12 protein-coding genes are annotated in these 14,683 nt (G+C 71.9%); 6 read left to right on the forward strand and 6 right to left on the reverse strand.

What is annotated here, in order from left to right; translation table 11 throughout:
* The coding region (locus CQ047_RS17985; RefSeq protein WP_146114397.1) for an APC family permease at nucleotides 1-603 on the forward strand (603 nt) is incomplete at its 5' end.
* Between the two features lie 70 nt (nucleotides 604-673).
* Here the strand turns inward: CQ047_RS17985 and gdhA are convergent.
* The gene (gene gdhA / locus CQ047_RS17990; protein ID WP_105677379.1) at nucleotides 674-2,044 is read right to left on the reverse strand and encodes an NADP-specific glutamate dehydrogenase; all 1,371 of its coding nucleotides are present in this window, start codon (nucleotides 2,042-2,044) and stop codon (nucleotides 674-676) included.
* Between the two features lie 131 nt (nucleotides 2,045-2,175).
* Nucleotides 2,176-4,863 (reverse strand): phosphoenolpyruvate carboxylase, encoded by a 2,688-nt coding sequence (locus CQ047_RS17995; protein ID WP_105677380.1) that lies wholly within the window; start codon nucleotides 4,861-4,863, stop codon nucleotides 2,176-2,178.
* A gap of 140 nt (nucleotides 4,864-5,003) precedes the next feature.
* On the opposite strand from CQ047_RS17995, the gene CQ047_RS18000 reads away from it, so the two are divergent.
* The 4 genes from CQ047_RS18000 (at nucleotide 5,004) to CQ047_RS18015 (ending at nucleotide 9,119) form a co-directional block, all read left to right on the forward strand.
* Nucleotides 5,004-6,170 (forward strand): Na+/H+ antiporter NhaA, encoded by a 1,167-nt coding sequence (locus tag CQ047_RS18000; protein ID WP_105677387.1) that lies wholly within the window; start codon nucleotides 5,004-5,006, stop codon nucleotides 6,168-6,170.
* A gap of 16 nt (nucleotides 6,171-6,186) precedes the next feature.
* The gene (locus tag CQ047_RS18005; protein ID WP_105677382.1) at nucleotides 6,187-6,831 is read left to right on the forward strand and encodes a MazG family protein; all 645 of its coding nucleotides are present in this window, start codon (nucleotides 6,187-6,189) and stop codon (nucleotides 6,829-6,831) included.
* 65 nt (nucleotides 6,832-6,896) lie between these two features.
* Nucleotides 6,897-8,147: a HisS family protein gene (locus CQ047_RS18010; protein ID WP_219844655.1), complete on the forward strand. Its 1,251-nt coding sequence runs from the start codon at nucleotides 6,897-6,899 to the stop codon at nucleotides 8,145-8,147.
* Between the two features lie 177 nt (nucleotides 8,148-8,324).
* Complete coding sequence (locus CQ047_RS18015; RefSeq protein WP_181156005.1) at nucleotides 8,325-9,119, forward strand: SGNH/GDSL hydrolase family protein; 795 nt, start codon at nucleotides 8,325-8,327, stop codon at nucleotides 9,117-9,119.
* Here CQ047_RS18015 and CQ047_RS18020 read toward each other — a convergent pair.
* Nucleotides 9,097-9,612, reverse strand: coding sequence for a glyoxalase/bleomycin resistance/extradiol dioxygenase family protein (locus CQ047_RS18020; protein WP_105677389.1), 516 nt, complete (start codon nucleotides 9,610-9,612; stop codon nucleotides 9,097-9,099). The two genes, CQ047_RS18015 and CQ047_RS18020, sit on opposite strands and share 23 nt — an antisense overlap.
* A 94-nt stretch (nucleotides 9,613-9,706) precedes the next feature.
* On the opposite strand from CQ047_RS18020, the gene CQ047_RS18025 reads away from it, so the two are divergent.
* Nucleotides 9,707-10,486, forward strand: a complete 780-nt coding sequence (locus CQ047_RS18025) for a helix-turn-helix domain-containing protein (protein ID WP_105677391.1) — start codon at nucleotides 9,707-9,709, stop codon at nucleotides 10,484-10,486.
* On the opposite strand, the gene CQ047_RS18030 is transcribed toward CQ047_RS18025, so the two are convergent.
* The 3 genes from CQ047_RS18030 to CQ047_RS18040 all read right to left on the reverse strand — a co-directional run.
* Nucleotides 10,487-11,716: an APC family permease gene (locus CQ047_RS18030; RefSeq protein WP_105677384.1), complete on the reverse strand. Its 1,230-nt coding sequence runs from the start codon at nucleotides 11,714-11,716 to the stop codon at nucleotides 10,487-10,489.
* Nucleotides 11,695-13,398 carry a CocE/NonD family hydrolase gene (locus CQ047_RS18035; RefSeq protein WP_105677386.1) on the reverse strand — a complete coding sequence of 568 codons (1,704 nt, stop codon included), beginning with the start codon at nucleotides 13,396-13,398 and terminating at the stop codon, nucleotides 11,695-11,697. The genes CQ047_RS18030 and CQ047_RS18035 overlap by 22 nt, the downstream gene beginning before the upstream one ends.
* Nucleotides 13,395-14,683, reverse strand: a 1,289-nt coding sequence (locus CQ047_RS18040) for an MFS transporter (RefSeq protein WP_105677392.1), incomplete at its 5' end; no start/stop codon positions are given. The genes CQ047_RS18035 and CQ047_RS18040, both read right to left, overlap by 4 nt.

Raw genomic sequence — 14,683 nt, forward strand, 5'->3', positions numbered from 1 at the left:
GAGGACTCGACGCTGCCGATCATCGGCAAGCTCGTCGGCGGCGACGTCCTGATGGCGGTCCTGACGGCGGCGGGCTTCGCGGCCACGCTCGCCTCGGGTCTCGCGTCGCACGCGTCGGTCTCCCGCATGCTGCTCGTGATGGGACGCAACAACGTCCTCCCGCAGCGCTTCTTCGGATACATCAACCCGCGCACGCACACGCCGACCTTCAACATCGTGCTCGTCGGCGCGATCTGCCTGCTGGCCATCCCCTTCACCCTCGAGCTGATCGCCGCGTGGATCAACTTCGGCGCGCTGATCGCGTTCACCTTCGTGAACATCTCGGTGATCGCCTGGTTCGCGATCCGCAAGGGCCGCCGGAAGACGCCGGGCGACATCTTCAACTACATCGTGATGCCCGCGATCGGCATGGTGCTCACCGGCCTCCTGTGGGCGAACCTGCACGAGGATGCGCTGCGCGGCGGGCTCATCTGGACGGTGCTCGGCGTGATCTACCTCGCCGTCATCACGAGGGGCTTCCGCAAGAAGGTCGTCGCGTTCGACGAGAACCAGGCCGTGACGGGCTACAACAAGGTCGTCAAGGTGCCGGTCGACGAGAGCTGACGGCATCCGGCCATGAAGAAGGCCGCCCCTCGCTCACGCGGGAGGCGGCCTTCTTCTCGTCGATGAGGGGTCAGATGACGCCCTGGGCGAGCATCGCGGCGGCGACGCGCTCGAAGCCGACGATGTTGGCCCCGGCGACGTAGTCACCAGGACGGCCGTGGCGCTCGGCGGCGTCGAAGGCCGCGGAGTGGATGTCGGCCATGATCTCGCGGAGCTTGTTCTCGCTGTCGCCGAAGCTCCAACGCTGGCGCGACGCGTTCTGGCTCATCTCCAGTGCCGAGGTCGCGACGCCGCCGGCGTTCGCGGCCTTTCCGGGGGCGAAGAGCACTCCCGCCTTCTGGAAGGCGTCGACCGCGTCGGGGACGCAGGGCATGTTCGCGCCCTCGGAGACGGCGCGCACGCCGTTGGCGATGAGCGCCTCGGCATCGGCCAGGCTCACCTCGTTCTGCGTGGCGGACGGCACGGCGATGTCGACCGGCACCTCCCAGACGCTGCCGCCCTCGACGAAGCGGGCGCTCGGACGGCGGTTCGCGTACTCCACGATGCGGGCGCGCTCGACCTCCTTGAGCTGACGGAGCAGGTCGAGGTCGATGCCGGCGTCGTCGACGACGTAGCCGGAGGAGTCGGATGCCGTGACGGCGGTCGCGCCGAGCTGGGTCGCCTTCTGGATCGCGTAGATCGCGACGTTGCCCGAGCCCGAGATGCCGACGCGCTTCCCGGCGAGCGTCTCGCCGTGCACGGCGAGCATCTCCTGAGCGAAGAACACCGCGCCGTAGCCGGTGGCCTCCGTGCGCACCTCGGCGCCGCCCCAGCCGGTGCCCTTGCCGGTGAACATGCCCGACTCGTGACGGTTGGTGACCTTGCGGTACTGGCCGAAGAGGTAGCCGATCTCGCGGCCGCCGACGCCGATGTCTCCCGCGGGGACGTCGGTGTGCTCGCCGAGGTGGCGGTACAGCTCGTTCATGAACGACTGGCAGAAGCGCATGACCTCGGCATCGGACCGGCCGTGCGGGTCGAAGTCCGATCCGCCCTTGCCTCCGCCGATGCCCTGACCGGTGAGCGCGTTCTTGAAGATCTGCTCGAAGCCGAGGAACTTGATGATCGAGAGGTTCACCGACGGGTGGAAGCGCAGGCCGCCCTTGTAGGGACCGAGCACCGAGGAGAACTGGATGCGGTAGCCGCGGTTGACCTGCAGACGTCCGGCGTCGTCGACCCACGGCACGCGGAACATGATCTGGCGCTCCGGCTCGACCAGGCGCTCCAGGATGCCGCCGTCGATGTACTCCGGGCGCTGCTCGAGCACGGGGGCGATCGAGTGCAGCACCTCGTGCACGGCCTGGTGGAACTCCGGCTCGTGCGGGCTGCGGGCGAGCACCGTGTCGAAGACGGGCTGCACGGAGTCGGCGAGCGGATGGAAGTCAGGGGTCGTCGTTGCGGTCACGCGAATGCTTTCTGAAAGGGGGATTTTGAGCGCGGGCGATCGTGTCGCGTGAGTGCTTCGCCGGATCAGGCGGAGTTTTCACTCTACCGGCCGCGCGGAGCGGGCCGTCCTCTGCGACGTGCGGGCGCCGCTCACCCGGTGTTCTGCAGGCCGGCGGCGACGCCGCTGACCGACAGCAGGAGGAGGCGGCGCTGCTCCTCGTCGACACCCGAACCCGTCGCGTCCTGTGCGGAGCGCAGAGCGCGGAGGGCGCGCAGCTGCAACAGCGAGAGCGCGTCGACGTAGGGGCTGCGCAGCTGCACGGCGCGCTGCAGCACGGGCTTGTTCACGAGGAGGCCCTCACCGCCCGTGAGGCGGATGACCCACTGCCGGGTGAGCGCGAGCTCGTCGAGCACGAGAGCCGCGAGGTCGTCGCGGTCGCCGAGGGCGAGGTACTGGCGGGCGATGCGCTCGTCGGTCTTCGCGAGGCTCATCGCCACGTTGTCGATCATGGTGCGCAGCAGCGGCCATTCGCGATAGGCCTCGACCAGCAGCGCCTCGTCTCCGACGGCGTCGAGCGCGGTGCCGAGGCCGAACCAGCCGGCGAGGTTGATGCGCGCCTGGGTCCATGCGAACACCCACGGGATCGCACGGAGGTCTTCGAGGGATTCGACCGAGAGCCCGCGACGAGCGGGGCGGGACCCGAGGGCGAGCAGTCCGATCTCCTCCATCGGGGTGACCGTGGCGAACCAAGGTGCGAAGCCCTCCGCCTTGACCAGCGAGAAGAAGCGCTCCCGCGAGGACACGTCCATGGTGCGGGCGATGTCCGCGTAGCGTGCGGCCGCGCTGCTCGTGCGCTCCTCGACCGTGGGGGAGGAGGCGAGCAGCGTCGCCGCGGCCACCTGGTCGATGTGACGCATCGCGATGGCCGGCTCGCCGTAGCGGGCGAAGATGACCTCGCCCTGCTCGGTGAGCTTGAACCGGCCGTCGACGGAGTGCGGCGGCTGCGCGAGGATCGCCGAGTTCGCCGGGCCCCCGCCGCGTCCGAGCGCGCCGCCGCGTCCGTGGAAGAGGGTCAGCTCGATGTCGGCATCCCGCGCCCACTGGGCGATCTTCTCCTGCGCCTCGTAGAGCGCGAGGTTGGCGGCCACGGGGCCGACGTCCTTCGAGGAGTCGGAGTAGCCGAGCATGACCTCCAGCCGGTTGCCGGTCGCGGCCATGCGCGCACGGAACTCGGGGAACTCGACGGCCTCGGCGAGGATGCCGGGGGCGGCCTGCAGGTCGGCGAACGTCTCGAACAGCGGGACGACGTCGAGCACGGGGGCATCGTCGCCGAGCGCGTGCCGGGCGAGACGGTGCACGGCCGCCAGGTCGGAGGCCGCCTGCGTGAAGGAGACGACGTAGCGTCCGGCGGCGCGGAGCCCGCGATCGCGCTGGATCTCGGCGATGGCGCGGAAGACCTCCAGCACCTCCTCGGTCTGCGCGCTGACGGGCTCGCCGCTCTCGATCTCTGCAAGAGCCTTCGCGTGCACCTGCGAGTGCTGGCGCACCTCCAGCTCGGTGAGGTGGAACCCGTAGGTCTCCACCTGCCAGATCAGATGCTGGACGCCGCCGAAGGCGTGCCGACGGGCGCCGGCCTCCGCCAGCGATCCCTGCACGGCGCGGAGGTCGGCGAGCAGCTCGTCCGGGCCGGAGTAGCGGAGCTCGTCGCCGCGCCGGGTCGCCGCGACCCGACGGGCGAGCAGGAGGATCACCCGACGGTGCGGCTCGCCGGGGGAGCGGGTCGCCAGCTCGGCTGCCTCCCGTGGCTCCCTCGCGGCGTACGCCTCCCACAGTGCGATGACCTCGGAGCTCGGCGGCGTGTCCTCCGCGTCGAGGGTGAGCGTGCGGCCGATGCGCTCCAGGGCGCGCTCGAGTCCGCGCAGCACGTGATCCGAGGCGATCTGCGAGGCCTCGCGCGTCACGGATGCCGTGACGAAGGGGTTGCCGTCGCGGTCGCCGCCGACCCAGGAGCCGATGCGCACGAAGGCCGGCACGACGGGGGCGCTCGCGCCCGACTCCTCGCCGCGCAGCGCGTCGTCGATGGTGCGGTACACGTGGGGCACCGTCGTGAACAGCGTCTCGTCGAAGACGCCCATGACCGTGCGCACCTCGTCGGTGGGCGACGGCTTCTGCGCGCGCAGCGGAGCGGTGCGCCACAGGGTGTCGATCTCCTCCAGCATCCGGCGTCGCGCGCGGTGCTCCTCGGCCCCGCCCTCGCTCGCCGCGTCGTGCTGGGTCAGCAGCTCCGACAGGCGCCGGATGCTCGAAGACACCGCGCGGCGGCGGGCCTCCGTGGGGTGGGCGGTGAAGACGGGGTGGAAGCGCAGACCCTGCAGTCGACGGCGCGCCTCGTCCTCGCCGACCTCGCTCTTCAGCCGCGCGTACGCGGTGGCGACGGTGTCGGCGGCATCCTCTCTGCCCGGCTGACCCGCGCGCTCGCGCAGCACGCGCACGCGCTGGTGCTCCTCGGCGAGGTTGACCAGGTGGAAGTAGCAGGTGAAGGCGCGGGCCACCTCGTCGGCGCGCTGCACCGTGAAGGACTCGGCGATCGCCGCCGCCCTGTCGAAGGCGTCGGGGGTCTCCTCGTCGTACGCCTGGATGGTGGCGAGGCGGAGGCGCTCGACATCCTCGAACAGGTCGTCGCCTCCGGCTTCGCGCAGCACCTGGCCGAGCAGCGCGCCCAGCATCCTCACGTCGGATCGCATGGCGTCCGGGATGCCGCGGCCTGCTTCGAACCGTCCGATGACGCGGATCGCTTCGGTGTTCGTGGGCTCGGGAAAAGACTGTGCGGGGGTCACCCTTCGAGAGTAGCCGGGAGCGGAAGGGTGCTCCGCCCGCATGACGCGTCGTAACGAACTCTTCATGAACGGCGCCGGTCCGATCGGTCTCCGCGTCTCGTGCGGCCGCTGCGGACGCGGCCGCACGTAGCATGGTGGGAATGCGCATCTCGGCGAACCCCCTCCGCGGTCAGCAGTTCCCCGCCGTCCTCCTGCTGATCGCAGCGGGCCTCGGGATCCTGCTCGCCAACCTGCCCACGCACGACGGGATCGCCGCCGTCCTGGACATCCACATCGCCGTGCCCGGCACCGCGCTCGATCTCTCCATCGCGCACTGGGTGTCGGACGGGCTGCTCGCCGTCTTCTTCCTCGTCGTCGCGATCGAGCTGCGACACGAGCTCACGCACGGCGAGCTCGACTCCCCGCGCAAGGCGCTCCAGCCCGCGATCGCCGCCACCGGAGGCGTGCTGGTCCCGATCATCGTCTACCTCCTGATCGCCGGCGACGCGAGCACCGCGTCGGGCTGGCCCGTGCCGACGGCGACCGACATCGCCTTCGCCCTCGGCGTCCTCGCGATGTTCGGTCGAGGACTGCCGTCGGGCGTGCGGGTGTTCCTCCTCGCCCTCGCGATCCTCGACGACATCATCGGCATCATCTTCATCGCGGTGCTGTTCGCGCACGATGTGCAGTGGCTGCTGCTCGTGCTCGCCGTGGTCGCGGTGGCCGCCTTCTGGGCGCTGAGCCGACTGCTGCACGCCACGGGGCATCCGGCGATCGCGCTGGCGATGGCTGCGGTCGGCGTCGTGGCCTGGGGACTCGTCGCCGCGTCCGGCATCCACGCCACGATCGCCGGCGTGCTGCTGGGGCTCGTGATGGCCCCGGTTCCTGCGGGGCGCGTGCGCCACGCCCTCGAGCCGACCGTGAACGGTGCGATCCTGCCGCTCTTCGCCTTCGTCGCGGCGTTCGTGGTGATCCCGGCGGTGTCTCCGACCGAGCTGTCGCCGGCGTTCTGGGGCATCGTGATCGCGCTTCCCGTCGGCAAGATCGTGGGCATCTCCCTCTTCGGCTGGATCGCCATGCGCATCCGTCCGCGCGGCGCCGCACCCGCCCTCCCGTTCGCCGACCTGCTCGCGGCCGGCGCGTTGGGCGGCATCGGCTTCACCGTGTCGCTGCTGCTCGCGAACCTCGCCTTCGCGGCGGACGACGGCATCCGCGATCAGGCGATCCTCGGCGTTCTCGTCGGCTCGCTCATCGCCCTCCTGCTCTCGGCGGTCGTGGTGTCCCTGCGCTCCGGCTGGTACCGTCGCGTGTCCGCCGCGTCCTCATGACCACGAAGGAGTCCGCATGACGACTGCCGACCAGGACCCGCTGCGCGAGGTCGCCGAGACCATGCGGGCCGTGCGCGAGCGGTGCGTGTGGTCGCAGCGGATCACCCACCGCGACCTCGTGCCGTACCTGATCGAGGAGTCGCACGAGGTGATCGACGCCGTCGAGAGCGGATCGCGCGCCGATCTCCGCGAGGAGCTGGGCGACCTGCTCTGGCAGGTGCTGTTCCACTCGGCGATCGCCGCGCAGGACCCGGACGACCCCTTCGACGTGGACGACGTCGCCCGCACGCTCAACGAGAAGATGGTGCGGCGGCATCCTCATGTCTTCGCCGGCGAGACGGCCGTGACGCCGGAGGAGGTGCTGGTGCACTGGAACGCCGCGAAGGCCGCCGAGAAGCGCACCAGGCGGAGCGTGCTCGACGGCATCCCCCGTGGCATGCCGGCGCTCGCGCTGGCGCAGAAGGTCGTCGGCCGCGCCGAGGGCGTCGGCGCCGTGGTGCCGGAGCCCGCACAGGCCCCGGGGTCCGAGGCCGAGCTGGGCGACGCGCTCCTCTCGCTCGTCGCGTTGGCGCGCGACAGCGGGTGGGATGCCGAACGGGCGCTCCGCGAGCGCCTCCGAGTGCTCGAAGACGAGGTCCGCGCCGCCGAGTCCGACCGCTGAGTCGTCGAGTCGCTCCGCCGACCTGGAAAGATGGAGGCGTGGCTACTGTGAACCCGCCGCGCGGCATGCGCGACATCCTCCCCGCCGACAAGGCGCGCCGTGAGCGCGTCCTCTCCGTCATCCGCGACCGCTATCGCGCGCACGGCTTCGACGAGATCGAGACCCCGGCCCTCGAGGAGTACTCGCGTCTGCATGCGGGCATCGGCGGCGACAACGAGAAGCTCGCCTACAACGTCCTGCGCCGGGGACTCGATGCGGAGGCGATCCGCGAGGCGGCCGACGACACGGCGGCCCTCGCCGACCTCGGACTCCGCTACGACCTCACCGTTCCTCTCGCCCGCTTCTACGCGAGCAACCGCGGTCAGCTGCCCGGCGTCTTCCGCTCGATCCAGATCGGCCCTGTGTGGCGCGCCGAGCGTCCGCAGAAGGGTCGCTACCGCCAGTTCGTGCAGTGCGACATCGACATCATGGGCGACGAGTCCTCGCGGGCCGAGGCGGAGCTCATGGTCGCCTCGCTCGACGCGCTGGACGCGCTGGGACTCGAGGGCGCGACCGTGCGCATCAACGACCGGCGGGTGCTCGACTGGATGCTGGAGACCTTCGGCTTCGGCGCCGAGGAGCGTCCGGGGGTGCTGATCACGATCGACAAGCTCGACAAGATCGGTCCCGACGGCGTGGCCGCGGAGCTCCGCGAGCGCGGCGCCGCGGCGCAGGCGGTGGACGCCTTCGAGGCTTTCCTGCGGCGTCCGCAGACGATGGAGTACAACCCGTTCGGCGAGCGGCAGATCCGCAAGGCCCTCCCGGAGGACGCGCCGGAGGAGATCGTCGCACACCTCGTCGGCATCGGAGACGCCGTCGCCGCCGGCACCGGCCGCACCGACATCCCGCTCATCTTCGATCCGTTCCTCGTCCGGGGCATGGGCTACTACACCGGCACGATCTTCGAGCTGGCGCACCCCTCCGTGGACTACTCGCTGGGCGGAGGCGGGCGCTACGACGGCATGATCGGGCGCTTCCTCGGGCAGCAGGTCGCGGCCGTCGGGTTCTCGCTCGGCTTCGAGCGGCTCGTCGACCTCGTGACCGCCGACGCGGATGCCGCGGCGCGGGCCGTGGTGCTCATCCACGACGCCGACGTGCCGGTCGCGGAGCTCGTCGCGCACAAGGCCGCGCTCGTCGCCGACGGCGCGCGCGTGCGGCTGGAGCGCCGCACGAAGAACCTCAAGGCGCTGCTCGAGCGCTCGGCCGCCGACGGCTACACCGCCTTCGCGACCGTCGCCCCCGGTGCGGCGGAGCTGGAGCTCAAGCCGCTCAGCTGAGCGGGTGCGGGGCGTGTCGTCTCGTCGCTGCGCTCCTCGCTCGACGACCGGGTGACGCCGGTCGTCGAGCGAGCGGAGCGCGTCGACACGCTCGTCTCCTGGCACGACATCGGCCCCGCGGACGGTCTCGGGCCGCCCGTTCACCCGGCGTTCAGGGCGGTCGGGTCGAATCGTGGCGTGGGCCGCTATCGTCTCCTCGCCGCGCTCGGGATCGGTGCGACGGCATCCGTCTTCGGCATCCGCCTTCTGCTGACGAGGCAGGCGGCGATCGCCCGCCGCCGGATCGGCAAACCGCTCGGCGAGGAGTCGCTCGACGCGGACCGCGTCTGGCGCCGCGCGTTCGAGGGCGAGCCGATCGAGCTGCTGCTGCTCGGCGACTCCCTGGCCGCCGGTCTCGGCGCCGAGCGACGCAAGCAGACGCTCGGGGGCCGGCTCGCGAAGGGGCTGGCGGTGCGGATGCACCGTCCCGTCCGGCTGCGCACGGTCGCGGTCGTCGGCGCGGAGTCGCCCGACCTCGCCTCCCAGCTCGACGCCGTGCCGGAGGGGTATCGGCCGCACGTCGCGGTGATCGTGGTCGGCGGCAACGACGTCACCCATCGCATCCCGACGTCCGTCTCCGCCCAGCACCTCGACGACGCGATCCGGAGACTCCGCGCCCAGGGTGCCGAGGTCGTCGTCGGCACCTGCCCGGACCTCGGCGCCCTGCGCGCAGTCCCGCAGCCGCTGCGCCGCCTCGCCGCGAGCATGTCCCGCCGTCTGGCGGAGGTGCAGGCGGAGACGGCGGCGCAGGCGGGGGCAGAGGCCGTCGACCTGCGCCGCGCGGTCGGACCGATGTTCCTCGACGAGCCGGAGGAGATGTTCAGCCTCGACCGGTTCCACCCCAGCGCCCTGGGCTACCGTCGGACGGCCGAGGCGCTGCTGCCCGCCCTGTGCCGTTCCGTCGAGCGGCTCACTCCGCCGGTGCGGCGCTGAACGACGCCGCCCACTCGGCGACGCGGCGCGCGCTCTCCTCTTCGGAGATGTCCTCCACCCGCGTCATCACCGACCAACGCACGCCGAAGGGGTCGCGGATGCTCGCGAACCGGTCTCCCGACACGAAGTCCGACGGCGCCTCGCGCACGACGGCCCCCGCGGCCACGGCGCGCTCGACGACCGCGTCGACGTCGGGCACGTACAGGCCCATCGAGTAGCAGTCGTCCTCCCCGGCCGGGGCGGGCACGAGGTGGTAGTCGGGGCTCGGCTCTCCCAGCTGCAGGTGCCCTGCGCCGAAGTCGAGGTCGGCGTGGGCGACCACCCCTCCGAACTCCGTCACGTCGATCACGCGCGCGCCGAACACGTCGCGGTAGAAGTCGATCGCATCCTTCGCCCCGGCGATCGCCAGGAAGGGGGTCAGCGAGGTCGCGCCGTGCGGGCGCCCGTCTGTCGTGTGCTCGCCGGTCGCGCCGGCAGGTGTGCTGTTGGTCATGGGGACAGCGTAGGAAGGGGAGGATGCCGCGGGCTTGAACATCCGCGACAACCTCGACGGGTGCCGTGTCGGCGGCGGACCGTACGCTGGGGCGATGGTGAACCCCACGCGCGGCGTGCTCTATCCGGCGAGGCTGCCGCAGTTCCATCGGCTGCCTCCGACGGATGCCGCACGCGAGCTCGTGGTGTGGTTCTGGGTCCCCGAGTGGGACGTCGAGCCGGGGCGGTCCTCGCGGCAGGAGGTCGTCGGATATCCGGCCCTCAACCTCGTGGTCGAGCCCGACGCCGTCACCCTCTCCGGCGCGACGACGCGCTCCTCGCACCGCGACCTCCGCGGCACGAGCTGGGCGGTCGGAGCCATGCTGAGGCCGGCCGCGGTCGCGGCGCTCGTCGACGATCCGTCGTCCCTGGTCGACGGGGAGCGGATCCTCGACGAGCCGGAGCTGCGCGCCGCCGTCGTCGCGGCGATGTCGTCGGGGGAGGGGCATCGCGAGCGGGCGGTCGACGCGTTCTCCGCGTGGATCGCCGCGCGCGTGGGAGAGGCGGGAGACGTGGCCCTGCAGGCGAACGCCCTCGTCGACGTGCTCCTGGGCGAGAGCGCGGCGACCTCGCCCGAGGAGGCGGCGACACGTCTCGCAGTGTCCGTGCGCACCCTGCAGCGTCTCGCGCACCGCTACGTCGGACTCTCTCCCGCGGCGATGATCCGCCGGAGGAGGCTGCAGGACGCCGCCGAACGGCTGCGGGTCGACCCCGGTGCGGATCTGGCAGCACTCGCCGCCGAGCTCGGATACGCCGATCACGCGCACCTCACCCGTGACTTCCGCAGCGTCCTCGGGATCGCCCCGCGCACGTACCGGACCGATGCGGCGGGCTGATCAGGCGCGGGCGAGCCGCAGACGCAGCATCCGGTAGCCGACGCCGACGAGCACGACGCCCGTGCCGATGAGCGAGGCCACGACCGGCAAAGAGTTCACGAGGACGAGGCAGCCCAGCGCTCCGGCGACCTGCAGCCAGCGCGGATAGCGTCGAGCCGCGCCGTGCTGCCGGAACGCCGCGGCGTTCGCGATCAGGTAGTACAGGAGCACCCCGAACGAGGAGAAGCCGATCGCCCCGCGGAGGTCGGCGACGAGCACGATGACGATCACGACCGCCCCGACGACGATCTCCGCCCGCCGGGGGACGTGCCAGCGCTCGTCGACGGCCGACAGGAATCGCGGCAGGTCCGCCTCCCTGGCCATCGCGAGGGTCGTGCGCCCGATGCCGGTGAGGAGCGCGAGGAGCGCGCCGAGGGAGGCCGTCGCCGCGGCGACCCGCACGAGCGGCACCGCGCCGTCCCAGCCGGATCGGGAGACGATCTCCGCGAGCGGGGCGGCCGTCGTCGCGGCATCCGCTCCGAGCACCAGCAGCGTCACGACGGCGACCAGTGCGTAGACGAGCACGGCTCCGCCGAGGGCGAGCACGATGGCGCGGGGGATCGTGCGAGCCGGGTCGACGACCTCCTCGCCCATGGTCGCGATGCGCGCGTACCCTGCGAAGGCGAAGAACAGCAGCCCGGCTCCCTGCAGCACCCCGTAGGCGGTCGCGTCGGGGAGCGGAACGGGGGCGGCTGTCGGTGCGGACGAGAACCCGGCCGCGACGACGACGGCCAGGCCGAGCAGCGAGACGACGACGAGGATGCGGGTGACCAGGGCCGTCCGGGTGACGCCGAGGCAGTTCACCGCGCACAGGGCGGCGACGGCGAGGACGGCGACGGGCACCCGCCAGCCCTCCGGAGCCGCGTACGCCGCGAACGTCATCGCCATCGCCGCGCAGCTCGCGATCTTGCCGATCACGAAGCCCCAGCCGGCGATGAAGCCCCACCACGGACCGATCTCGGCGCGCGCGTACGCGTACGTCCCGCCGGCGACAGGGTGCGCGGCGGCGAGCTGGGCGGATGCCATGGCGTTGCAGAACGCGACGAACGCGGCGATCGCGAGCGCGATGAGCAGCCCGCCCCCGGCGGCCGCGGATGCCGGTCCCCACACCGAGAAGACACCGGCGCCGATCATCGATCCGAGGCCGATGGCGACGGCGTCGCGGAGAGTCAGGCGGCGGGCGAGGGGCACTCCGTCATCGTGCCACGGACCGGTGAACGATCGGTGTCCTCCTCGACGACGAGGGGGAGGGAGAGGACGGCGGGGGAGTCGCCGCCGAGCGCGAGCGTCTGCGTGCTCGGGACGAGTCGCGAGTGATCGCCCACGGGGTCGTCGGTGCCCGGGTTGCGCAGGTGCAGGGGGTGGGCGCCCGACGAGATCTGCACACGCAGGCGATGCCCCGCGGCGAACCGGTGCGCGAGAGGGGCGAGGGGGAGGCGGATGCGCCGTGGCTCACCCGCCGCCGTCCCGGAGTCGGACTCCGAGGCGAGCCGGACGTAGCCGTCGGTGATCGCCAGCGATGCGCCCTTCGCGTCGACCTCGCACAGTCGCACGAAGAGGTCGGCCCGCGGATTCGACGATGACAGCGTCAGCTCGATCGACGGCTCCCCGATCACGGTGAGCGGCTCGGCGAGGCGCTCGCCGGTGAAGACCAGCACATCGTCACGGGCCTCGCGTCGACGCTGCCTACGACGGCCGGCCCCGAACGGATTGAGCGTGCGACCTCCGGCGTCCGGGGTCGGATCGGACGGGTCGTAGCGGTACGACATCGTGGTCGGAGCCCGTGTTCCGTCGGCGGCGGAGAGCCCGCCGTCTCCGGTCAGATCGAGCCGCTGCGGTGAGCTGTCCGGGGGCCAGGAGGCGAGCTCGCGCCATCCGCCGCCCCCGCTGATCTCCACCCGGGCTCCCGTGGTCGTTCCCGTGCCCTCGAACTGGCGCAGCGCCTCGCGCACCCCGAGCACAGTGGTCTCCGGTGCACCGTGGATCCAGTCGCCCACGACGAGTCGGACAGGGACCCCGGCATCCGTCAGCGCCGCATGGTCGTGCAGCTGGCCGACGAGGAAGAGATCCTGCCACCCGGCCATCAGCGTGACCGGCGGCACCGTCTGCGGATCCGAGGCGAAGTGCATCGGCTCCCACCACGGGTCGCCCGCGTCGCTGTGCTCGACCCAGTCGCGGAAGAACGGCGGGTCCTCTCCGAGAGCCACGCGGACAGCATCGCTCGGTGGCGCGGTGAGCGCCCCTCGCGCGAAGGCCCTCCGCGCGCGCAGCAGCGCCCAGAGGCGCGCGAGCAGGGGGCGCTCCTGGATGCCGAGGGCATAGGCCCAGGTGAGCGGCGTGTCGATCGAGAATCCGCCGCCGGGGTAGAGGATCGCGTCGTCGAAGCGTCGCGCTGAGACGGCGATGCCCATGGCGTCGGGGCGGAGCTCTCCGTCGCAGTACGCCCACTGGGTCACGCCGAAGTAGCTGCCGCCCCAGGAGTGCACGCGCCCTGTCGACCAGGGCTGCGCGCGCAGCCACCGCATCGTGGCCTGGCCGTCGGCGACCTCGTCGTGCAGGGGGGTGAAGCGGCCCCCGGAGCCGAAGGTGCCTCGGCAGCTCTGGACCACGACGTGGTGCCCGCGCTCGGCGATGAAGCGGGCGACCCCCGCGGCGCCGTCCCGGCCGTAGGGCGTGCGGATGAGCAGCGTCTGATCGCCGGCGCCGTCGGCCCACCAGTGGTCGGTGAGGAGCTCGACCCCGTCGTCGGCGGCGACCGGGACGCCGATGTCGCGATGCACGTCGGGGTGCGTCGCCGGAGGCATGTCCGAGGCCGCACGGAGGCGGCGGTACTCGTTGCGTGCCGCACGCGGCATCCGCCGGGGCCCGCTCATCGCACCGCCTTCACCCGGGTGACCGCGAAGGCGGCGAGGAGCGCCATCGCGACGGCGCCGACATAGAGCGCCACGAAGTTCTCCCCGGTGGGGGAGCCGATGCGCGTCACGAAGAAACCGAACACGGGCACGAGGATACCGGGGAGCAGGTAGGCGAGCGCGACGATGCCGAGGTCCTTGCCCGCGTCCTCCGTCGACGGCAGGCACTCCGTCATCAGGGCGACGTCGGCTGCGATGTATGCGCCCTGCCCCGCGCCGACGATCGCGATGCCGATGAGGAAGAACGCGATGTCTCCGAACGAGACGGCGAACACGAGACCCACCGCGCTGGTCAGCGCGCCGATCACGACCGTCGGCTTGCGTCGACCCGTGCGATCGGAGATCACGCCGAACACGAACGCCATCACGAGGTTCATGAGGGTGAAGGCGGCCGTCGCCTGGGTCTGCACGCCCGCGATCTCGGCGGGGTCGTCCAGGCCGAAACGGCTGGAGATCGTGAGGTAGAGGTAGCTCGTCACCGACACGATCGACGCGGTCATGAAGAAGCGGCAGACCCATGCCCACGCGAAGTCCGGGTACCGACGCGGACTCAGCCAGAACGTCTCCCGCACGCCGCGCCAGTCCATCGGCGGGGCGGGGACGGTGCGGTGCAGGTCACGAAGGGCGAAGAACAGCGCGATCGCGAGCACGGACGCGAGCCCGCCGGGGATCAGGAACATGCCAACCTGGCCGGTGCCGGCGACCGCTCCGGCCAGCGCGACGCCGCCGAGGATGCCGATCGTCGTCGCGGCCCCGGTGACCGCCGACATGATCGCGCGGATCCGGCGGCGGATCTGATCGGCGAACAGGGTGTGCACGGTCATGGACACGGCTCCCCAGCCGATGAGCACGAGGACGACCCCGAGGCCCAGCAGGAACAGCGAGGTCGCGAAGGCCTGGACGACGTAGCCGATGGCCGCGACGAGCACGCCGTAGAGGATCCACGGGCGGCGGATGCCGAGCCGCGACATGGATCGGTCGCTGAGGCGTCCGAAGATCGGGGTCGTGACGAGGATCGCCGCGCCGCCGACCGTCAGCACGATGCTGAGGTCGCCCGTCGCCTGGTCGGGATTCCATTCCTTCAGCAGTTGGGGCACGGCGACGCCGGCCACGCCCTGGGCGATGCCGGTCGCGAGCCAGGTGAGGACGAAGGCGATCCAGAACCAGAGGGTCTGGCGCTCGCCCGGGATGGCGTCCTCCGCGAGCGGGGGGACGGGAGGGGAGGGGAACACGGGGTCGACTGCAT

Source organism: Microbacterium sp. MYb72, assembly GCF_002979415.1.
Taxonomy (GTDB): Bacteria; Actinomycetota; Actinomycetes; order Actinomycetales; family Microbacteriaceae; genus Microbacterium; species Microbacterium natoriense.

Excerpts from the sequence above, each read along its gene's own strand:
- CQ047_RS18025 (WP_105677391.1), top strand. The coding sequence starts at position 9,707 with ATGGTGAACCCCACGCGCGGCGTGCTCTATCCGGCGAGGCTGCCGCAG.
- CQ047_RS18035 (WP_105677386.1), bottom strand. The coding sequence starts at position 13,398 with ATGAGCGGGCCCCGGCGGATGCCGCGTGCGGCACGCAACGAGTACCGC.
- CQ047_RS18005 (WP_105677382.1), top strand. The coding sequence starts at position 6,187 with ATGACGACTGCCGACCAGGACCCGCTGCGCGAGGTCGCCGAGACCATG.
- CQ047_RS18010 (WP_219844655.1), top strand. The coding sequence starts at position 6,897 with ATGCGCGACATCCTCCCCGCCGACAAGGCGCGCCGTGAGCGCGTCCTC.
- CQ047_RS18020 (WP_105677389.1), bottom strand. The coding sequence starts at position 9,612 with ATGACCAACAGCACACCTGCCGGCGCGACCGGCGAGCACACGACAGAC.
- CQ047_RS18000 (WP_105677387.1), top strand. The coding sequence starts at position 5,004 with ATGCGCATCTCGGCGAACCCCCTCCGCGGTCAGCAGTTCCCCGCCGTC.